The organism is Streptomyces sp. NPDC032745, from assembly GCF_055579465.1.
On sequence record NZ_JBVING010000002.1, the window covers coordinates 725,048 to 745,107 of the forward strand.

Here is a 20,060-nt window from a genome sequence, read left to right on the forward strand (position 1 = left end):
ACTACGGGTACTGCTCCGGGAACGGCCGGGGCCCCCTGCCCGGTTCCGCGGCCAGGCGCCGCTCCAACCGGGCGATGGCGGCCCGTACGCCGTTCCCGTACCCGTCGTCGGCCAGGGCCCCGGTGGCGGCCCGGGCCCGGGCCAGGTGCACCCGCGCCGCCTCGGGCCGCTGGAGTTTGACGTAGTCGGCGGCCAGGCTGAGGTGCAGCGACGGGTAGAACACGCGCACGGCGGGATGCGGCTCGTGCTGCGCGGGCAGCCCGTCCCGCGGCCCCGTGCCCAGCCCGTCGGCGGCGGTCAGGGCCCGCAGGTCCCAGGCCAGTTCGTCGGCGGGGTCGTCCTGGGCGTCGGCCATGTAGTGCGCGAGCGTGCACCGGTGGAGGCAGTCCCCGTCCTCGGCGATCTCGTTCCAGATCTCGCCGAGGCGGTTGCGGGCCTCCTCGCGGTCACCGGCGTGCAGCAGGATGACGGCCTGGCCGATCCTGGTCATGACGGCGTCCTCCGACGCCTCCTGCTGCTCCGTCACGGCGGCCTCCGGCTTGCTCTGCCAGACCTGCTCCGGCCTGGTTCGTCACGACGCTAACGGCAGGCACCGGCAATGGCGCCGAGGCGCGGTGGGGCGTCAGCCCAGGTCCGGGATCCGCCAGTCGATCGGCTCATGGCCCTGCGCGGCGACGGCCTCGTTGATCTGCGTGAAGGGCCGGGAGCCGAAGAACTTCTTGGCCGACAGAGGGGAGGGGTGGGCGCCCTTGACGACCGCGTGCCGCTCCTCGTCGATGAGCGGGAGCTTCTTCTGGGCGTAGGCGCCCCACAGCACGAAGACGGCCGGGTCGGGGCGGTCGGCCACCGCGCGGATCACCGCGTCGGTGAACTTCTCCCAGCCCTTGCCCTTGTGCGAGTTGGGCTCGGCCTCGCGGACGGTGAGCACCGCGTTGAGCAGCAGGACGCCCTGTTCGGCCCACGGCATCAGGTAGCCGTTGTCCGGGACGGGCGTGCCCAGCTCCGCGTGCATCTCCTTGTAGATGTTGCGCAGCGAGGGCGGGGTCTTGACCCCGGGCTGCACGGAGAAGCAGAGGCCGTGGCCCTGGCCGGCGCCGTGGTAGGGGTCCTGGCCGAGGACGAGGACCTTCACCTTGTCGAAGGGAGTGGCCTCCAGGGCGGCGAAGACCTGCTCTCGGGGCGGGTAGACCGGCCCGTTCGCCCGCTCCTTCTCGACGAACTCGGTGAGCTCTTTGAAGTAGGGCTGGTCCAGCTCGTCGCCGAGGACGGGGAGCCAGGACTCGGGCAGCATCTGGGTCACGTCTACAACCTCCGGTACAAGTTCGCGCAACTGCGTGGTGCAACAGCTCAGAACCTACCGGGGGCCACTGACAACACCTGTGCCGCGGGTGCCCGAGGGCGCCCGCGGCACAGGTCGGCCGGCTACCAGCTGGTCTTGCGGTACAGCTCCCACATCTGGAAGACGGTCTGCGGGTCGAGCGCCCGCTCGGCACCGGCGATGTCCTCACGGGCCGCCACGTACAGCTTGCCCTGCCACAGCGGCAGCAGCCGGACGTCGTCGGCGAAGATCTGCTGGGCCTGCTCGAACTCGCGGACGCCGGCTGCGCGGTCGCTCTCGCGGCGGGACTTGGGCAGCAGGTCGGTGAGGATCTCGGCGGGCTCGTACGGGGTGCCGACCGCGTTGTCCTTGCCGACGAACGGCGCGATGAAGTTGTCCGGGTCCGGGAAGTCGGGGAACCAGCCGCGGCCGAAGACCGGGTACTCGCCGTTCTTGTAGCCGACCTGGAACACCTTCCAGGGCTGGCCCCGCAGGGTGACCTTGAAGAGGTTGCTCTCGTCCAGCTGGCGCTTGAGCTCGGTGAACTCGTCGGCGGTGGAGGCACCGTAGCGGTCGGTGGTGTACCAGAAGGTCAGCTCCACCGGCTGGGTGATCCCGGCGTCCTTGAGGATCTTCTGCGCCTTCTTGACGTCTCCCTGGCCGTATTTGTCGTAGAACGGCGTCTTGTGGCCCACGACCCCCTTGGGGACCATCGAGTACAGCGGCTCGGCGGTGCCCTGGTAGACCTTGGAGACGATCGCGCCGCGGTCGATGACCTGGGCGATCGCCTGGCGCACCGGCAGCTTGGCGACCTGCGGGTCCTTGGGGTTGAAGACCAGGTAGCGGATCTCGGCGCCGACGTTCTCGACGACCTGGACGCCCTGCGCGTGCGCGGCGGGGGTCTGCAGGTCCTTGATCTCAGGGGCCGACAGACCGCGGTAGGTGGCGTCGATCTCCTTGTCCTTGAGCGCGGCGACCATCTTGGTGGAGTCCGCGAAGTAGCGGATGGTCACGCCGTCGTTACGCCGGTTCGCGAAGCCGTTGTAGGTCCCGTTCTTGCCGAGGACCGCCTCGCTGCCTTCCTTGTACGAGTCGAGCACGAACGGGCCGGAGCCGGTGACCTTGCCGTCCTCCCGCACCTTGTCGGCCGGGTAGTCCTTGGGGGCGACCAGCGAGGCGGCCGGCGAGCCGAGGACGAAGGGGAAGGTGGCGTCCGGGGTCTTCAGGTGGAAGACGACCGTCAGCGCGTCCGGGGTCTCGATCTTGTCCAGGCTGCCGAACAGGCCCTGCGGACCGGTCTGGGAGTTGATCGTCCGGATCCGGTCGAGCGAGTGCTTGACGGCCTTGGCGTCGAGCGCCTCGCCGTTGGAGAACTTCAGCCCCTTCTTCAGGGTGCACCGGTACGACTCGTTCGCCGCGTCGGTGAACTCGCAGTTCTGGGCGGCGTCGGGCTGGGGCTTGGTGGAGCCCGTGGGGAACGCCAGCAAGGTCTGGTAGACGTTCCGGTACAGCTCCCAGGAGCCGTCCCAGGCGGCGGCGGGATCGAGGGTGCTCGGGGCGCTCGTCGTGCCGACGACGATCCTCTTCGCGGCGTCACTGCTGTCGTCCGAAAGCAGACCGCATCCGGCGAGCAGGGATATGGACGCAAGGGCCGCAGTGATCTGCAGGCATCTGGTCCGGATGAACACGTGCACGCTCCTCGATCAGCCAGGGGTGCGGCAGACCCTACCGCAGTGCAACACAAATCCAATGGGCAGGTTTCATGTGACACTTGACCGATTTCGTGCATATTAGGTACGCATTTGCCTCCCCTGAGGAGGCAAATGCGTCCGATTATCGATCAGTGGACTCCGGCATTGAGGAACATTCCCCCGTCAACGACCAGAGTTTGCCCCGTGATCCATTCCGCTTGTGCAGATGTAAGAAAAGCCGCAGCCCCGCCGATGTCCTCCGGGAGCCCGAGCCGGCCGAGCGGGTAGGCGGCGGCGGCCTCCTGCTCCCGGCCCTCGTAGAGCGCCTGCGCGAACTTCGTCTTGACCACCGCGGGGGCGATCGCGTTCACGCGGACCCCGGGCGCCATCTCGTGGGCGAGCTGGAGGGTGAGGTTGACCATGGCGGCCTTGCTCATCCCGTACGCGCCGATGAAGGGCGAGGCGGAGACGCCGGCGATGGACGCGATGTTCACGATCGCACCGCCGTTGTCCTTCTGCCAGGCGTGCCAGGTCCGCTGGGCGAAGCCGAGCGCCGAGATCACATTGGTCTCGAAGACCTTGCGCGCGACGCCGAGGTCCAGGTCCGCGATCGGACCGAAGACCGGGTTGGTGCCCGCGTTGTTGATCAGGAAGTCCACCCGCCCGAAGGCCTCCATCGTCCGCTCGACCGCGACGGCCTGGTGGGCCTCGTCGTGCGCCTTGCCGGCGACCCCGATCACCCGGTCCGCACCGAGCGCCTCGACGGCCTCCTTGAGGGCGTCCTCGTTGCGCCCCGTGATGCACACCCGGTCACCGCGGGCGACGAGCACCTCGGCGATGCCGTAGCCGATGCCCCGGCTCGCACCGGTGATCAGAGCGACCTTGCCGCTGTCCGCTGCGTTCGTGCTGCTGTTCGTCATGGATCTGCGCCCTGTCTCTCGTCAGTTGAGCGGGCCGCCGGCCACGTACATGACCTGGCCGGAGACGAAGCCGGCGGCCTCGCCCGTGAAGAAGGCGATCGCGTTGGCGATGTCGTCCGGGCGGCCGACGCGCTGGACGGGGATCTGCGAGGCCGCGCCGGCCTGCAGCTCCTCGAAGCCCACCCCCATGCGGGCGGCCGTCTGGGCGGTCATCTCCGTGACGATGAAGCCGGGGGCGACGGCGTTGGCGGTGACGCCGAACTTGCCGAGCTCGATGGCCAGGGTCTTGGTGAAGCCCTGCAGGCCGGCCTTGGCCGCCGAGTAGTTGACCTGGCCCCGGTTGCCCAGCGCCGAGCTGCTGGAGAGGTTGACGATGCGGCCGAACTTGGCCTCGACCATGTACTTCTGACAGGCCTTCGACATCAGGAACGCACCGCGCAGGTGGACGTTCATGACGGTGTCCCAGTCGTTCTCGCTCATCTTGAAGAGCAGGTTGTCGCGCAGTACACCCGCGTTGTTGACCAGGATGGTCGGGGCGCCCAGGGCACTCGCGACGCGCTCGACGGCCGCCTCCACCTGCGCCGCGTCGGAGACGTCGCAGCCGACCGCCAGGGCCTTGCCGCCGGCCGCCGTGATCGTCTCGACGGTGTCCTTGCAGGCCGCCTCGTCGAGATCGAGCACGGCGACCGCCCGGCCTTCGGCGGCCAGACGCACGGCGGTGGCCGCGCCGATGCCCCGGGCCGCCCCGGTCACGATCGCGACGCGCTGCTCGGTGGTGGACATGGTGGATCTCCTCGCGCTCGGAATCCTCATCAGCGGCTCCTCATCGGTGAGCAACCGCTTAGTAGCTTCAGCTGAGGAGACGCTAGGAGCCCTGGCACCCGGTGTCAACGGCACCCGGCCCCAGGGCTCCTCACGTCACGATGACCGCCGTACGGATCGTCGGACGGCCGCCGTACGTATCAGCGCACCAGCAGGTCCAGCAGCCTCTCCACCTCGGCCTCCGGGTCGGCCGTCAGGCCGGTGTGCACCGGACCGGGCTGCACCACCGTGCTGCGCGGGGCGATCAGCCAGCGGAACCTGCGGCCCGCGTCGTCGCCCGCCGCCTGGCCTGCCCACTCGCCGCCGGTGCACACACCCTCGACCCCGTGCAGGGCGGCGCGTACGCCGGCCACGTCGGCCTCCGGGTCCAGCACGAGGAGCTTGGCCTCGTCCAGGTGGGTGCGCGCGGCCACGTACGAGCGCGCCCGGCAGTAGACGATCACGCCGGCGTTGAAGCACTCGCCGCGCTCCATCCGGGGCACCACGCGCACCAGCGCGTACTCGAACACGTCCCGCTTGGTCACTCGCTGTCGCTCTTCTTCTTGGTCTTGTGGGGCCATTCGGTCAGATGGTCGGTCAGCCACCCGGGCGGCTTGGAGGGGGCCTTCACCTCGGCCTCCATCGAGATCCTCTCGTGGATCGTGGCCGCGCGCGGCAGCAGCACCTCCACGTAGGCGCGGCGCACCGCGTCGGTGGAGTCGAAGCCCGGCTCGTCGACCAGCCACTCGTCGGGCACGTCGGCGACGACCTCCTCGAGCAGCTCCCGCGTCACCAGGGGCGCGAGCGCGGCGGCGGCCGCTGCGATGTCCGGGCCGACGGGGGCCAGGACGTGGTCGGAGGCGTTGTACGGCTTGGCCGCGGCGCTCTCGGCAGTGGGCCAGTTGTGGTGCCAGATCATGGTGGCGCCGTGGTCGATGAGCCACAGGTCCCCGTGCCAGACCAGCATGTTCGGGTTGCGCCAGGACCGGTCGACGTTGTTGATCAGCGCGTCGAACCAGACCACGCGCCCCGCCTCGGCGGGGTCCACCTGGTACGCGAGCGGGTCGAAGCCGATCGACCCGGGCAGGTAGTCCATCCCGAGGTTGAGTCCGCCGCTGGCCTTCAGCAGCTCCTGGACCTCCTGGTCGGGTTCGCCGAGCCCGATCACGGGGTCGAGCTGCATCTGCACCAGCCGCGGGACGCGCAGGCCGAGGCGCTGCGCCAGGCGCCCGCAGACGACTTCGGCGACCAGGGTCTTGCGGCCCTGGCCGGCTCCGGTGAATTTCATGACGTAGGTACCGAGGTCGTCGGCCTCGACGATCCCCGGGAGCGAGCCGCCCTCACGCAAAGGCGTGACGTAACGGGTCGCGATCACTTCGGACAGCATCCGCCCAGGTTACGGGGGTCAGCCTGCGGGAGCCCACTGCGCGAGGAGGGCTTCGGCCGTGGTGACGGTCGCGACGAGTGCCAGGCAGTTGCGGATCACCTCGGCCGTGTACGCGGCGGGCACCCCCGCAATGGCGTCGGACGGCACCACCACCCGGTAGCCGAGGTTGACGGCGTCGAAGACGGTGTTCGGGATCGCAATGTTCGAGGAGACCCCCGCGACGACGAGGGTGTGGATGCCGAGGTTGCGCAGGAGGGCGTCCACGTCGGTGCCGGCGATCGGCGAGAGCCCGTGCAGCCGGCGGACCACCAGGTCGTTCTCGGCCACCTCGATCGGGGCTGCCACCTCCACCGCCCGGCTCCCGGACAGCTGGCGGACGGGCAGCTTCCCGGCGGCCCGGAACAGCCGCGCATTGCTGTTGGCCGCCAGCCCGTCCGGCCGCCGCTCGGCGATCGCGTGCAGCACCTGCACTCCGGCCCCGTGCGCGGCGTCGACCAGCGCGGCCACCCGTCCCAGCATCCCGGAGTCCCGGGCCTCCTTCGCCAGCTCGGGCAGGGCGCTCTCCTCGCCGACGACGCCGCTTTGGCACTCGACGGTGAGCAGCGCGGTGGTGGCGGGATCGAGTTCCGGCATGGCTCCCCCTGGCGTGACGACCATCGATCCCGCATGATTCCTGACACACAGTCAGATGTGAAGGGGTGCGGGACGGATGGACGGGACACAGCGGCGGGGCCGCCGCATCATGATGACCGACACCGAAGTGGACGCCTTCCTGCGCGAGCAGCGCACCTGCCGCGTGGCGACCGTCTCCCCGGACGGCCGCCCGCACGTGGGCGCGCTGTGGTTCGCCTGGGACGGCAGTTCGCTGTGGCTGTACTCGATCACGCGCAGCCGCCGCTGGTCCGACCTGCGCAAGGACCCGCGGATCTCGGTGGTCGTGGACGCGGGCGAGGCGTACGACGAACTGCGCGGGGTCGAACTCTCCGGCAACGCCGTCTTCGTGGGTGAGGCTCCGCGTACGGGCGAGCCCTGCCCGGAGCTGGCCGAGGCGGAACGGCTGTTTCCGGCGAAGAACTTCCGTCTCGAGGAAATGCCGCACGACGGCCGCCACGCGTGGATCCGCCTCACCCCGGAGTCGATCGTCACCTGGGACTTCCGCAAGCTCTGACGCCGGGGCGCTGCAGTGCTCCGCGCCTTGCTCAGCGCTCTAGAGCACCGCGGCAGCGGCCTGCTGCAAGGCCTCGACGGCGGCCCGGATCGAGGGCCGCCGGTCGGCGTCCGCCCGCCAGACGACGTACACGTGGCGGCGGACCGAGTCGCTCACGGGCAGCAGCCGGACCCCGGACGGCACCGGGCCCCGCCCGAGCCGGGGCGCCACGCACACCCCGAGCCCGGCCTCCACGAAGGCCAGCTGGGTGTGGTGCTCCTCGGCGATGTGCGCGATGCGCGGCTCGATGCCGGTGCCGCGCAGCGTGTACACGAGCCACTCGTGGCAGAACTGGCCCTCGTTCCAGGAGATCCAGTCGTCGTCGGCGAATTCGGAGAGGGAGATCCGGTCGCGGCCGGCCAGCCGGTGCCCGGCCGGCACGGCGATGTCGCAGGAGTCCTCGAGCAGGTGCGCGCGGGTGAGCTCGGCGGGCACCGGCATCCGCTTGTTGTGCCAGTCGATGGCCAGCGCCAGGTCGAGGTCGCCGCGTACGACGGCCGCCATGCTGTCCTCGGGCTCCTGCTCCCGTACCAGGGGCCGCAGTTCGGGGTGCCCGGCGCGCAGGGCGGTCAGCGCCCGGGGCAGCAGCCCGCGCATGGCGGTCGGGAAGGCGCCGATCCGCAGCTCGCCGACGGCGCAGCCCCGCTGGGCCTCCACATCGGCCTGGGCGAGCTCCACCTGGGAGATGATCCGGGCCGCGTGATCGGCGAGCAGCCGGCCCGCGTCCGTGAGCCGGACCCCGCGGCCGTTCTTGGCCAGCAGCGGCTGGCCGACCTCCCGCTCCAGCTTGGCCATCTGCTGGGAGACGGCGGAGGTGGTGACGTGGAGTCCGTCGGCCGCGCCGCTGACCGAACCGTGGCGGGCGAGGGCGTCGAGGGTACGCAGGCGCTCCAGGTTCAACATGTAAGCAATGCTACGCCTTCACCTTGAAGAAGTCTCGCTTGTCCTACGCTGTCGAGCGGAGCAGAGTACTCCGCATGAGCGCACCCGCCACCCCTCGCCCCACTCTCTCCCCGCCGGTCGCCCCCACCCGGGCCCGGCGCGTCGACTGGCGGCTCCGCTTCGTGCTCCTCTCGGTGGTCTGGGGCTTCAGTTTCCTGCTGATCAAGGTGGGCACGGAGGCGTACGCCCCGTTCCAGGTCGCGCTCGGCCGGGTGCTGTCCGGTGCGCTGGCACTGCTGGCCGTGCTCGTGGTCCGCCGCGAGCCGCTCCCCCGGGGCCGCCGCACCTGGGCGCACCTGGCCGTGGCGGCGCTCCTGCTCAACACCGCCCCGTTCTCGCTCTTCTCGTACGCCGAGCTGAGCATCCCGTCGAGCCTGGCCGGGATCTGCAACGCCACCTCGCCGCTGTGGGGCATGGCCCTGTCGGTGGTGGCCCTGTCCGAGGACCGCCCGACGCGCCGCCGCTTCGCCGGCCTGGGCCTGGGCTTCCTCGGCGTCCTGACGGTCCTCGGCGCCTGGCAGGGCTTCTCGGGCATCGACGCCAAGGGCACCGCGCTCGCCCTGCTCGCTTCGCTCTGCTACCCGATCGGCTGGATCTACGTCCGGCGCACGCTGGCCTCGGTCCCGGGCTCGCCGGTGGCGCTGACCGGCGCCCAGCTGATGCTCTCCACGCTCCAACTACTGCTGGTCAGCGCCGCGTTCACCTCGGCCCCCGCCTCGTTCCCGCTCTGGCCGACCCTGTCGGTGATCGCGCTGGGCGCCCTGGGCACGGGGATGGCCCTGCAGATGCAGTACGGCCTGGTGGCGGAGGTCGGCCCGACCACGGCCCAGATGGTCACGTACTTCATCCCGGTCATCGCCACCACCGCGGGCGTCCTGCTCCTCGGCGAACAGCTCCACTGGAACACCCCGGTGGGCGCGGCGATCGTCCTGGCCGGAGCGGCGCTGACCCAAACGCGGCGCCGCTAGGCGGGCGGCGCGCCCACCTAACCGCAGTCGCCGAGGATCGGCCCCGAACCGTCGGGCGTGTTGGTGGTCCACAGCATGAACAGCTCCAGCAGGATCGCCACGACGTTGAGCATCGCGACGACGAAGGCCAGGAGCCCCGGCCAGGTGTCCCAGATCCGGACCCCGCAACGCCGCCGGATCCACCGGGCGAGCAGCAGGCAGACGACCATGGCCGACAGCCCGAGGACCGGACCCGCCCACGCGAAGACGTACTCCACCTTCGGGAAGGGCATGTGCCGACAGGCCGCCTGCTGCCGGTGCACCCATGCCATGTCGATGTCCTCGACGTGCAATGAGGAGAGCACGCCGAGCACGGCCACGACCGGCACGAGCAATGCCGTGATCACCATGCCGGGCGTGACCGGGCGGCCTCGCGAGGCAGCGGGCGAGGCGGCGGCGGAAGAGATGTCCATCAGTACCAATTCGGGTGGGGTCGGACGATGTGGATGCGCTGCTCGCCATGGTTCCGGGTGGCAACGTGCTCGCGGCTGTCCAGACTCACGTTCTGGAACGAGCTGGTGTGCTGGCTCAACTTGACGTCGCCGTCAGGGGTCACCGAGGTCACCACGGCAGCGTGGTAGATCTCCCCCGGTGGTTCGTCCGGGTCGGGAGCGATCTGCTCGTAGAAGATCACGTCGCCGGGACGTGCGTCCGATCGCGTGACCTCCTCACCGCCGTTGTGCAGGAGAAAGCCGTGCAGGTCTTTGGCCAGGCCCCACGAGCGGGAGTGGTAGAACCGGCGGTCGATCCTGTCCACCCCCACACCGCTCTCCCGCCCCCAGGTGTTGTCCCCGCCGGGCCCAAGCCAGAAGTCGAACTTCTTCTGCATCCCGCCGGCCTCCAGGGCCGACGATGTGAAATTGGCGCAGTTGTTCTTGAAATCGAGGTCGTCCTTCTTGTCCCAGTGGTCGAGTGCGTACCGCACCATCTCGACCCGGTCGATCTTGCCGTCGGGCCCGCGGAGTTCGCGCCCGACCTCGGGCGGCAGGCCCTTGAGGTCGGCGAGGGTCACGGGGTCGGCCCGCATGAGGTCCTTCTGCTGCTGCGGGGTCAGGCCGTCCCACCAGGCGCGCTGGAGGTGCGGGTCCTTCCCCACCGGGATGTCCGCCCTGAGCATGTCGAATTCGATGTGGGACGCCTCGACCAGGATCTCGTTGTGCGCCTGTGAGGTGTCGGCGACATTGATGGTCGTCGCCAGCTTGTCCAGCTCGGCGGAGGCTTTCCCGTCCGCCTGAGAAGCCTCGCGCAGGGCTTCCTCTATCAGCGCGTTGACCTCCGAGATGTGCCCCAGTTCCTTGGTGTAGGCGTCGCGCACGTTCTGCGGGACGTTCGGGCCGACGGGTGCGGCGCCCGTGTACGCGCCCACGGCGCGGCCGTCCTCGATGCTCAGCCCGTGCTCCCTCGCCAGCTCGGCCGCGTGGAAGAGGGTGCGCTGCGCGAAGCCCATGGAATGAGCCAGGGCGTCGAGGACCATGGCCACGCCCTTCATGATGTCGCCGCCGGACTCCAGACGGTCGGCGAGGTCCTCCAGGCGCTTGCCGGCCTGCTTGCCGGTGGCGTCGGCCCAGTGGTCATCGAGCGGCTTCTTGCCCTGCGCGCGGATGTCCTCGCAGGCGGAAGAGGAGCGCCGGGCAAGGTCGACCCAGTCGTCCGCGGCCTTCTGCCACTGGTCCACGCGGCAGTCGTACAGGTCGTGATAGGCGACCACGGGTCAGTTCCTCCCGAAGTCGGCGAGGCCGTGCCGGAGCCTGCTGAACGCGTCCTTCGCCTGGGCGTCGGTGGTGTCGTAGGCGTTGGCCGTGGTGTGGAGGTTGTCGGCCATGGTGTTCATCTGCTTCCCCAGGTCGACCATGTGGTCCTCCCACGCGGTCGCACACCGCTTCAACGCCCCCGCGGAGGCCCATCCGTGGTGCCCATCGGCTGCAGTGTCGCTCGAATCGAGGGACTTGCGGAGGTTCTCCAGCGCCTTCTCGGCGGCCGAGTCGGCACCTCCCGCGCTTTGCCGCACGTAGTGCGTCTTGATGTCTATGTCCACGCAGTCCCCCCTGAATTGTTCCCGAACAGCCTAACTTCGCTCATACGTGCGTTTCCGTCAGCAACACGGCGAGACTTCGGGTCCGGGCGGAAGAGGCGGCGGCCGGGGACGGTCCTGCGCGGACGGGTGCGTCAGTCGAAGCGGCCGCCCGTCGTACGGCGGACCGACGCGGCCACTGCCGCCGCCAGCCCCGGTACCTCGCCCGGCCGCACGGCCGACACCGTGATCCGTACGCCCGGCCCCGACTCCACCCGGAACCGGCTGCCCGGGGCCACTGCCCAGCCCGCGGCCAGCATCCGCGTCACCGCCCCCGTCTCGTCGGCGACGGGCACCCATACGTTCATCCCGGTGCGCCCGTGGGCCCGTACGCCCCGCTCCCGCAGGGCCGTGACCAGCCCGTCCCGCCGCTCCCCGTAGGAGCGCGCGACCGCCGCCCGGTCCACCGCGCCAGAGGTCCACAGCTCGACCACCGTGTACTGGAGCAGCCGGCTCACCCACCCCGGGCCGAGCCGCTGTCGCCCGCGCACCCGGTCCAGGGTCACGGCGTCGCCGGTCAGCACCGCCAGCCGCAGGTCGGGCCCGTACGCCTTCGCCGTGGACCGCACCAGCGCCCAGTGCCGGGTCACCCCGCCCAGCGAGTGCAGCGGCAGGTCCACGATGGCGTGCCCGTGGTCGTCGTCGACCACCAGCACGTCCGGGTACCGCGCCAGCACGCCGCGCAGCTCCGCCGCCCGGTCCGCGCCGACCGCCGCCCCGGTCGGGTTCTGCGCCCGCGCCGTCACCAGCAGCGCCCGCGCGCCCTCCGCGAGGACCCGTTCCACCGACGAGACGACAGGCCCGTCGTCGTCCACCGCCACCGGCACCACGCGCAGACCCAGCGCCGCCGCCAGGTCCAGCACGCTCCCCCACCCCGGGTCCTCGATGGCCACCGCGTCCCCCGGCCGCAGATGTGCGGCCAGGACCCGCTCGATCCCGTCCAGCGCGCCCGAGGTCACCCCCACCGGCCCGGCGGGCACCCCGTCCGCGTCGAGGTCGGCCCGGGCCAGCCGCTGCAAGTCCGGTACCACCGGGTCGTCCCCGTACAGCGTCGGCGCCTGCGCGTACCGGCGCGCGGCCTCGGCCAGGGCCCCGTCCAACGAGGGCAGCAACCGTACGTCCGGATTCCCCGAGGCGACGTCCCGCGCACCCGGCGGCACCGCCATCCTCAGTTCGTCGCGCGGCGCACTCGCCGGCCGCCCCCGCACCCGGCTGCCGCGCCGCCCGTCGGTCTCGATGACCCCGCGCTCGCGCAGCGTCCGGTACGCGGCGGCCACGGTGTTCGGGTTCACCCCGAGCACCCCTGCGAGCTCCCGCATCGGCGGCAGCAGCGTTCCCGGCGCGAGCGCGCCCGATCCGACGCCCGCTTCGACACTGGCCGCGATATCCGATGCGCGGCGCCCGGTAATCCGATACTCTCCTAGCACAAAGCCAAGTATGCACTAATACAACGGAGCGCGCATCATGACCGCCACGACCGACACGCAAGAGATGCCCGAGACGAACGGGACGGCCGGCGGCTACGAGCCCACCGACCGCACCGTCCCGAGCCGCTCCCGCGAGCGGGCGCGCTACGACCACGAGACGGTCCACTCGATACTCGACCAGGCCTACGTCTGCCACCTCGGCTTCGTCCGCGACGGCGCGCCGGTGGTCCTGCCCACGCTCTACGGCCGGGTCGGCGAGACCCTGTACGTCCACGGCTCGACCGGCTCGCGCCCGCTGCTCGCCGCCGGCCAGGCCGACCCGGGGCTGCCCGTCTGCCTGACCGTGACGCACGTGGACGGCCTGGTGCTGGCCCGGTCGGCCTTCCACCACTCGATCAACTACCGCTCGGTGATCGTGCACGGCACCGCGTACCAGGTGACCGACGAGGACGAGCGCCGGATGGCCCTGGACGCCCTCGTCGACCACGTGGTGCCGGGCCGCTCGGCCGACTCCCGGCCCGCCAACGCGAAGGAGCTCGCCGCCACCGCGGTGATCCGCCTGGACCTGAACGAGGTGTCGGCGAAGCTCCGCACCGGCGGCCCCAACGACGAGCCCGAGGACATGGACCTGCCCTACTGGTCGGGCGTGGTCCCGGTCGCGCCGGTCCACGGGACCCCGATCCCGGCCGACGACCTGGCCCCCGGGATCGCCACCCCGGACTACCTCGCCGCGCTCTGAGCCTCTCGGGGCTCTTGGGGCCCGGGGGTCTCACGGGCGTCACTGGTCTCATGGGTCTCACTGGTCTCACGGGCGGGCCGGACCACCGGCCCGCCCGCCGGCCTTCGCGCCTCGGCCGCGATCAACGCACCCACCGCGGTCAGCAGCAGTACGGTGCCCAGCACCACGACGCCGGTCAGCCGCTCACCGAGTACCAGCACGGCGATCACCGCCGCACTGACCGGCTCGATCAGCATGATCACGGACACCGTCGCGGCCCGCACCGCGGCGGCTCCGGTGAAGTACAGCGCGTACGCCAGGGCCGTCGGCACGGTGGCCACGTACACCAGCAACCAGAGCACCCGCCCGAGTTCGGCGGTGTGCGGCACCAGCCCCTCCGCCGCCGCGAGCGGCAGCAGGCACACCGTGCCCACCGCGACCGACCAGGTGGTGGTGACCAGCGGGTCCCCGCCCGCCCCGCGCCGCCCCAGCGAGCGGGCCCGCAGTGTCATCGCGGCGTACCCGGCGGCCGACAGCAGGGCCCAGCCGACGCCGGCCGGCCGCACCTCGCCGCCCCCCGCGCCCAGGACCAGCACGGCGAGCCCGGCGAGCGCCCCGACGACGGCGGCCACCCCGCCCCGGCCGAGCCGCTCGCCCATCCAGTGCCGCGCCCCGAGCGCGATCAGCACCGGCCCGGCGCCCAGGGTCACCACGGTCCCGACCGCGAGGCCGGTCTCCCGTACGGCGGCGAAGTACGCGGCCTGGAACAGGGTGAACATCAGCCCCGTCGCGATCAGCGAGGCCACCGAGGGCCGCGCCGCCCGCCGCGGGCCCCGGGGCCGGCGTACGGCGAGCACCCCCAGCAGCACCACCAGCCCGCCGGCGCACCGCCAGAACGACAGGGCGAGCGGGCCGAGGTCACTGGCCAGGAAGAGGAGGGAGGCGGCCGCCCCGGCGGTGCCCCAGGCGGCTCCGGCGACGACGAGGTACAGCAGACTGCGCCCGGAGGCGGGCGAAAGAGTCGACACGAGTGTGCTCCGCGCATGCGTGAAGGATGAAAGGGAAGGTCATCGCTTCGCGGGCAGCGCGGACCCGCCCGGGAACTCCCCGGGCCGGGTCTTCGTCACGAGGGGCAGCTGCCCGCGGCTACGCGGCGGGAGGCGGAAGCACGGTCGAATGCATGATCGCCACCCTAGGCCGTCATCGTCTCGCGGTCCAGAACAGCCGATTCCGGATCAGCCGCTCCCGGCGGGGTGGGCCGCGAGGACTGGGCGATGAAGGCCCCGCCGAGCACCAGCGCACCACCGACGATCTGCGGGGTCGAGAGGTACTCGCCCAGCAGGATCCAGGCGAGGACAGTCGCCACGACCGCCTCCAGACAGGCCACGACGCCGGCCACCTGCGGCGAGAGCTTGCGCACCGAGACCACACCGGTCAGGTACGCGAAGACCGTCGCGATCAGCACCACCCAGCCGAGCAGCACCCACGCGGGCACCGTCAGGTCCCCCATCGCGGCCTGCCCGCCCAGCAGCTGCCAGTCGATCTTCCACGGCCGGGCGATCAGCGTCATCACCAGCGCGCCGACGATCATGCCGTACGCGATCACCCCGAGCGGGTCGGGCACGTCGTCGCCGACGGCGCCGTCGGCACCGTGGTCCGCGAACACGAAGTAGAAGGCCTGGCAGCAGGCGGCGGCGAGGCCGAGCAGCACTCCGAGCAGGTCCAGGCTCAGCCCTGACCAGATCTCGACGACACAGGCCAGTCCCACGACGGCCACGGCCGCGCCGACGGCGGCGGCCCGGGTCACCGGCTTGCGCTGCACGAAGCGGATCCAGCCGAGCAGCAGCGCCGGGCCGAGGTACTCCAGGAGCAGGGCCACGCCGACCGGGATCCGGGACAGGGAGGCGAAGTAGAAGGCCTGCACGCCCGCGACGCCGACGAGCCCGAAGCCGGCGAGCAGCAGGGGTTTGCGCAGCAGGAGGCCGCGGTGCCGCCAGGCCAGCGGGGACAGCACCAGCGCCGCCCCGGCCACCCTGAGCCAGACCATGTGCAGCGGGTCCAGACCCGCCTCGATCAGCGGCTTCGCCGCCACACCCGAACCACCGAACGCGAACGCCGAGACGAGCGCGAGGCCCAGTCCGGCGTTTCTCCCTGACGCTTGCATCCGGCCATCATGACAGGGCCGGTCAGCACCGTCACAGGTGTGACACCTGTTGAGACGCATCCGAGACCCACCGTGACCGGGCCGGCCATTTCTGACAGGTCGTCAGTATTGAATGTTCCGCCCACCGGGGCTACGTTCCGCCGCACGTACCCGACGAGAAGGGGTGGTCGCATGGCCGAAGTCACCGCGGAATCACGCATCGAGGCGTCCGCCGCGCAGCTCTGGGCCCAGCTGACGGACTGGGCGGCGTACGGGCAGTGGAGCATGACCCACACCAATTTCCCGAAGGGCGGCCCCGAGACGCTCGCGGTCGGCGCCACCTTCGAGGAGAACATGAAGATGATGGGCTTCCCGGCCGAGGTCGCGTGGACGGTCTCGGAGCTGGAGACCGAGCGCGTCTTCGCCATCACCGGCAAGGGCCCGATGGGCGTGGCCATCCTCACCCGGTACACCCTGATCCCGGACGGCGGGGCCACCACGGTCCGCATCGACGGGGAGTTCAACGGGGCCGCCGTCTCCCTGATGGCGGGCAAGCTCAAGGACTCGGCCACCGCCGCCCTGAACGAATCGCTCCGCAAGCTCGCCGGCCTGGTCGCCTGACCCCGCCCCCCGGCCGGTACGCAGGTACGGCGGCGCGCCCCGCGAGAGGACTCGCGGGGCGCGCCGTTTTCGTCGGCCGGCCGGCTCAGTGCTCGTCGGCCAGGATCAGGTAGAGCTTCTTGCGGGCGTCGTTGATGACCGCGAGCGCCTTCTCGCGCTGCTCGGGCGAGCCGGTCTTGAAGACCTGGCCGAAGGCCTCGAACAGGCCGATTCCGGCCGTCCGGACCTCGTGCATCGCCTCGAAGTCGAACCCGCGCCCGGCCTCGGCCCAGGGGGCCTCGGGGGCCGATTCGGCCTCGGTGCGGCCGGCGTCGGTGAGCGTGAACAGCTTCTTGCCGCCCTCGCTCTCGCTGGTGATGAGCCCCTCGTCCTCGAGCAGCTGCAGGGTCGGGTAGACCGAGCCCGGGCTGGGCTTCCAGGCCCCGCCGCTGCGCTCGCCGATCTCCTGGATCATCTCGTAGCCGTGCATCGGCCGGTCCTTGAGCAGCGCCAGGATCGAGGCGCGCACGTCTCCCCGCCGGGCCCGGCCGCGCGGTCCGCCACGTCCGCCGCGCCCGCCGAAGGGGCCGCCGCCGAAGGGCGGTCCGAACGGTCCGAAGGCGCCGCGCCGCCCCTGGAACTCCTCCCGACGATCGGGCCCGCAGTGGCCGTGGCCCCGTCCGTGCTCGTGTTCGTGCTGTCCGTGTGAACGCATGACTGCGCTCCTTTCGTCTTCCGCTTCTCGCTATCGCTCTTGCGATACGTCAACTATCACTGACCCATCGCGATGCGTCAACGATATATCGGAAACTCATAACGAACACGCCCCTGACCAGGCCGGTCGAGTGTCCTGTCTCATCGGACCTTGACCGGTCTCACCGAAGTTCGACGACCACCCTGTTCGTCTCATCGAAGCTTGATCACCGCTAGGAGTCTCTTTCGGATCTCGGCGCGGCCTGGCCCCTCGGCGCTGGCAAGCCAGGTTGTGGGGTGCACGGCAGTTCCGGGGACGGCGTGTGGTGGCGTGGCGCATCCTTGGGCCATCGGCATCGTGGGGGATGGGGGCGGTGTGGGTAGTGGCAGGCGTGCGCGGGTGGGTTCGGTCGTCAGCGGGGCGGGGGCGGCGGCGACGTTCGCGTTGGGGGTAGTGACGAACTACGCGACGAACGCCGCGCCAGGGTGGGCGTCTCATCCGTGGGTGGTGTGGTCGGCCTTTGGTGTGCTGGCGGTCGGTGCGCTGGTGTTGGAGCTGGTCGGCCGCCGCTTGGACACCGCAGGGACGGTGGGGGGTGGGGGGCCGGTGAGGTTGGTGGCGCTGGAGCGGCTCCGCGCCGGCGGCATGGCTTCGCTGCGCGCGCCCCATGGGTCTGGTCCCGTCCGCGGCCGTGACGGCGAACTCGATTCTCTTCGGCGGCTGCTGGCCCGGCCACAGGGGAGGTACGCCGTGGTGTGCGGGGTGGGTGGAATCGGCAAGACCACCCTGGCCTCCGCCCTGGCCGACATCGCGAGCGCTGAAGGCCGGGCCGTGTTCTGGATCCGCTGGCGCGACGAGGAGGAGCTGGCCGAGCAGATGACCCGCACCGCGCTGGCCTGTGGCCTTCCCGAAGCCCGGCTCGAAGAAGCGCGGGCCGGACGAGCCGGACTGCCGGATCTGGTGTGGGAGCAGCTGGAGCAGACCGACAAGTGGCTCCTGGTCCTCGACAACATCGACACCCCACAGGCCGTCGGCCCACATGGGGAGGACGTGGCGTCCTACCGGGGGTGGATCCGGCCGGGTAGGAGGGGCCTGCTGCTGGTCACCAGCCGCAACACCGACCCCGTGGTGTGGGGCATTCAGGCCGTCCTGCGCCGCGTCGTCCCGCTGGAGCCCGCCGCCGGCGGCCAGGTGCTCTGCGACGCTGCCCCTTACGCAGGAAACACCGAGGAGGCTGGGGCGCTCGCGGACCGGCTGGGCGGCCTGCCGCTCGCCCTCCACGCCGTCGGCCGCTACCTGTCCGCCCCCGGCAGCCGCCACCGCACCTTCACCGCCTATAACACCGCCCTCGAGACACAGCTGGGCACGCTGCTCGGCGCCACGCAACCCCAGGCGAGCGAGCCAGCCGTCGCACGGACCCTGATCCGCCACACCTGGGAGCTGTCACTGGACGAACTCGCCACCGACGGCAACCCCCTCGCACGGCCGGCACTGCGGCTGCTGTCCCTTCTGGCACCAGCCCCCATCCCCGTCTTCCTCCTCACCCCGGCACTGGTCACCGAGGCCACCGGGCAACCGACCGGCGAGATCGAGGTGGAGGCCGCGCTCAACGGCCTCCATACCTACGGACTCGTTGACACGCCCACACGCCGAGGCGGACAACCCGTCCTCGGACAGATCGTTCTGCACCCCCTCGTACGCGAGATCACCGCTCACACCCACACCACCGAATCCACCGAGCCCAACCGCTACCAGCAGGCCCTCACCGGCCGCCTGATCCAGGCAGCCCAAGGGATGATGAGTGCCAGGACCGCCGACTGGGACACGGCCCGCCTCCTCGCCCCGCACCTCCTCGCCGCCGCAACGCACACCACCAACCAGCACAACCGTCGCCTCGCCGATGCCGTCGATCGCATCAGCCAGTCCCTCACGAAAGCGGGCGACTACGGCAGCGCGCTACAGCTGCAGCAGGCAGCGCACTCGATCACCTCCCGCTCCCTCGGCTCCGACCACCCCGAAACGCTGACCAGCCGCAGCCACCTCGCCGACGCGCTCGACCTATTTGGCCGGCACCAGGAGGCAGCCGACCTCCACCACCAGGTCCACGCCACCCGCGAACGCGTCCTCGGCGCCGACCATCCCGACACCCTGATCAGCCGCAGCCACCTGGCCAACGCGCTGGACCACCTCGGCCGGCACCAAGAGGCAGCAGACCACCACCGACAGATCCTCGCCGCCCGCGAACGTGTCCTCGGCACGGACCAGATTCCCACCGTCCACACCCGCAACAACCTCGGCCTCGCGCTCGGCTACCTCGGCCACCGCCAAGAAGCAGCAGACCTCCACCGACAGGCTCTCTCCGGCTACGAACGCCTCCTCGGAGCTGACCACCCCAACACCCTGAACAGCCGTAACAACCTCGCGCTCGCGCTCGATGACCTGGGTCAGCACCAAGACGCAGCGGATCTCCACCGACAGGTCCTCAGCGCCTACGAACGCGTCCTCGGCCCCGATCACCCCGACACCCTGCACAGTCGCGACAACCTCGGACTGGCACTCGACCACCTCGGCCAGCACCGAGACGCAGCAGATCTCCACCAGCACGTCCTCAGCGCCTACGAACGCATCCTTGGTCCCGACCACCCCAGCACCTTGACCAGCCGCAGCAACCTCGGCCTCGCGCTCCACCACCTCGGCCAGCACCGACAAGCAGCAGACCACCATCAACACGTCCTCACCACCCGCGAACGCGTCCTCGGACCCGACCACCCCCACACCCTGCACAGTCACGACTACCTCGCGGCAGCCCTGCGTGCTGCGGGGCGCACCAGCACAAGGTTGCGTTCGGGGAGACGGCTTCGGTTCTTCGGGGCCAGGCGCACTTGAGGGGTCGACGCGATCGTGGCTGCGCGGTGCTCGGCCGGCTCATGCACGGGTCCTACGACAACGGGCACGTCTCCTGCCTGGGTCTGGCCCGCGGGAGACGGCGGACGGTTCAGGTCGACGACTGGCCCCTGCAAGCGGCGGCCCCGCGCGAGACAGGGATGCCGAAGACTGATCACCGACGGCGTCCACTGCGGCCGAGGCTGGGCCAGTCATCCCGGATTGGCCTTTGCCGACGATCAAGAACCGGG

The 20,060-nt window shown here is 71.0% G+C and carries 21 protein-coding genes; 5 read left to right on the forward strand and 16 right to left on the reverse strand.

The window, feature by feature from the left end; translation table 11 throughout:
- Position 1: 1 nt before the first annotated feature.
- From ACZ5WG_RS07615 to ACZ5WG_RS07650, 8 genes are all read right to left on the reverse strand, one after another.
- A complete protein-coding gene (locus tag ACZ5WG_RS07615; RefSeq protein WP_468721381.1) occupies positions 2-526 on the reverse strand; it encodes a hypothetical protein in 525 nt (174 codons plus the stop codon).
- A gap of 96 nt (positions 527-622) precedes the next feature.
- Entirely contained in the window at positions 623-1,291 is a 669-nt protein-coding gene (locus tag ACZ5WG_RS07620) for a uracil-DNA glycosylase (RefSeq protein WP_266673223.1), read from the reverse strand.
- Between the two features lie 131 nt (positions 1,292-1,422).
- The gene (locus tag ACZ5WG_RS07625; protein WP_468721383.1) at positions 1,423-3,006 is read right to left on the reverse strand and encodes an ABC transporter substrate-binding protein; all 1,584 of its coding nucleotides are present in this window, start codon (positions 3,004-3,006) and stop codon (positions 1,423-1,425) included.
- A 152-nt stretch (positions 3,007-3,158) separates the two neighbouring features.
- Complete coding sequence (locus ACZ5WG_RS07630; protein ID WP_468721385.1) at positions 3,159-3,929, reverse strand: SDR family oxidoreductase; 771 nt, start codon at positions 3,927-3,929, stop codon at positions 3,159-3,161.
- A 21-nt stretch (positions 3,930-3,950) separates the two neighbouring features.
- Positions 3,951-4,712: a 3-oxoacyl-ACP reductase FabG gene (gene fabG, locus ACZ5WG_RS07635; protein WP_468721387.1), complete on the reverse strand. Its 762-nt coding sequence runs from the start codon at positions 4,710-4,712 to the stop codon at positions 3,951-3,953.
- A gap of 179 nt (positions 4,713-4,891) precedes the next feature.
- Entirely contained in the window at positions 4,892-5,275 is a 384-nt protein-coding gene (locus tag ACZ5WG_RS07640) for a DUF3037 domain-containing protein (RefSeq protein WP_266669160.1), read from the reverse strand.
- Positions 5,272-6,117 (reverse strand): HipA family kinase, encoded by an 846-nt coding sequence (locus ACZ5WG_RS07645; RefSeq protein WP_468721388.1) that lies wholly within the window; start codon positions 6,115-6,117, stop codon positions 5,272-5,274. Before ACZ5WG_RS07645 ends, ACZ5WG_RS07640 begins: the two co-directional genes overlap by 4 nt.
- Before the next feature lie 18 nt (positions 6,118-6,135).
- Positions 6,136-6,750 carry a cysteine hydrolase family protein gene (locus tag ACZ5WG_RS07650; protein WP_468721389.1) on the reverse strand — a complete coding sequence of 205 codons (615 nt, stop codon included), beginning with the start codon at positions 6,748-6,750 and terminating at the stop codon, positions 6,136-6,138.
- 76 nt (positions 6,751-6,826) lie between these two features.
- On the opposite strand from ACZ5WG_RS07650, the gene ACZ5WG_RS07655 reads away from it, so the two are divergent.
- Positions 6,827-7,285, forward strand: a complete 459-nt coding sequence (locus ACZ5WG_RS07655) for a pyridoxamine 5'-phosphate oxidase family protein (protein WP_468721391.1) — start codon at positions 6,827-6,829, stop codon at positions 7,283-7,285.
- A gap of 39 nt (positions 7,286-7,324) precedes the next feature.
- Here ACZ5WG_RS07655 and ACZ5WG_RS07660 read toward each other — a convergent pair whose 3' ends face one another.
- Positions 7,325-8,227, reverse strand: coding sequence for a LysR family transcriptional regulator (locus ACZ5WG_RS07660; RefSeq protein ID WP_468721392.1), 903 nt, complete (start codon positions 8,225-8,227; stop codon positions 7,325-7,327).
- A gap of 74 nt (positions 8,228-8,301) precedes the next feature.
- Between ACZ5WG_RS07660 and ACZ5WG_RS07665 the strand changes: the two genes are divergently transcribed.
- Positions 8,302-9,234, forward strand: a complete 933-nt coding sequence (locus ACZ5WG_RS07665) for a DMT family transporter (protein WP_468721393.1) — start codon at positions 8,302-8,304, stop codon at positions 9,232-9,234.
- A gap of 17 nt (positions 9,235-9,251) precedes the next feature.
- On the opposite strand, the gene ACZ5WG_RS07670 is transcribed toward ACZ5WG_RS07665, so the two are convergent.
- The 4 genes from ACZ5WG_RS07670 to ACZ5WG_RS07685 form a co-directional block, all read right to left on the reverse strand.
- A complete protein-coding gene (locus tag ACZ5WG_RS07670; RefSeq protein WP_468721395.1) occupies positions 9,252-9,686 on the reverse strand; it encodes a hypothetical protein in 435 nt (144 codons plus the stop codon).
- On the reverse strand, positions 9,686-10,981 hold the full coding sequence (locus ACZ5WG_RS07675; RefSeq protein ID WP_468721397.1) for an amidase domain-containing protein: 1,296 nt from the start codon (positions 10,979-10,981) through the stop codon (positions 9,686-9,688). The genes ACZ5WG_RS07670 and ACZ5WG_RS07675 overlap by 1 nt, the downstream gene beginning before the upstream one ends.
- Before the next feature lie 3 nt (positions 10,982-10,984).
- Positions 10,985-11,308, reverse strand: a complete 324-nt coding sequence (locus tag ACZ5WG_RS07680; protein ID WP_468721399.1) for a type VII secretion target — start codon at positions 11,306-11,308, stop codon at positions 10,985-10,987.
- 131 nt (positions 11,309-11,439) lie between these two features.
- Positions 11,440-12,771: an aminotransferase class I/II-fold pyridoxal phosphate-dependent enzyme gene (locus ACZ5WG_RS07685; protein WP_468721401.1), complete on the reverse strand. Its 1,332-nt coding sequence runs from the start codon at positions 12,769-12,771 to the stop codon at positions 11,440-11,442.
- A 37-nt stretch (positions 12,772-12,808) separates the two neighbouring features.
- On the opposite strand from ACZ5WG_RS07685, the gene ACZ5WG_RS07690 reads away from it, so the two are divergent.
- Positions 12,809-13,510, forward strand: a complete 702-nt coding sequence (locus ACZ5WG_RS07690; protein ID WP_468721402.1) for a pyridoxamine 5'-phosphate oxidase family protein — start codon at positions 12,809-12,811, stop codon at positions 13,508-13,510.
- On the opposite strand, the gene ACZ5WG_RS07695 is transcribed toward ACZ5WG_RS07690, so the two are convergent.
- The gene (locus tag ACZ5WG_RS07695; protein ID WP_468721403.1) at positions 13,492-14,517 is read right to left on the reverse strand and encodes a DMT family transporter; all 1,026 of its coding nucleotides are present in this window, start codon (positions 14,515-14,517) and stop codon (positions 13,492-13,494) included. The genes ACZ5WG_RS07690 and ACZ5WG_RS07695 overlap by 19 nt on opposite strands.
- A gap of 164 nt (positions 14,518-14,681) precedes the next feature.
- Complete coding sequence (locus ACZ5WG_RS07700) at positions 14,682-15,653, reverse strand: EamA family transporter (RefSeq protein WP_468721404.1); 972 nt, start codon at positions 15,651-15,653, stop codon at positions 14,682-14,684.
- 171 nt (positions 15,654-15,824) lie between these two features.
- Between ACZ5WG_RS07700 and ACZ5WG_RS07705 the strand changes: the two genes are divergently transcribed.
- Complete coding sequence (locus tag ACZ5WG_RS07705) at positions 15,825-16,253, forward strand: type II toxin-antitoxin system Rv0910 family toxin (protein WP_468721406.1); 429 nt, start codon at positions 15,825-15,827, stop codon at positions 16,251-16,253.
- A gap of 85 nt (positions 16,254-16,338) precedes the next feature.
- Here ACZ5WG_RS07705 and ACZ5WG_RS07710 read toward each other — a convergent pair whose 3' ends face one another.
- Entirely contained in the window at positions 16,339-16,947 is a 609-nt protein-coding gene (locus ACZ5WG_RS07710; protein ID WP_383519174.1) for a PadR family transcriptional regulator, read from the reverse strand.
- Positions 16,948-17,532: 585 nt separating this feature from the next.
- Here ACZ5WG_RS07710 and fxsT point away from each other — a divergent pair.
- Positions 17,533-19,812, forward strand: coding sequence for an FxSxx-COOH system tetratricopeptide repeat protein (gene fxsT / locus ACZ5WG_RS07715; protein ID WP_468721408.1), 2,280 nt, complete (start codon positions 17,533-17,535; stop codon positions 19,810-19,812).
- Positions 19,813-20,060: the final 248 nt, after the last annotated feature.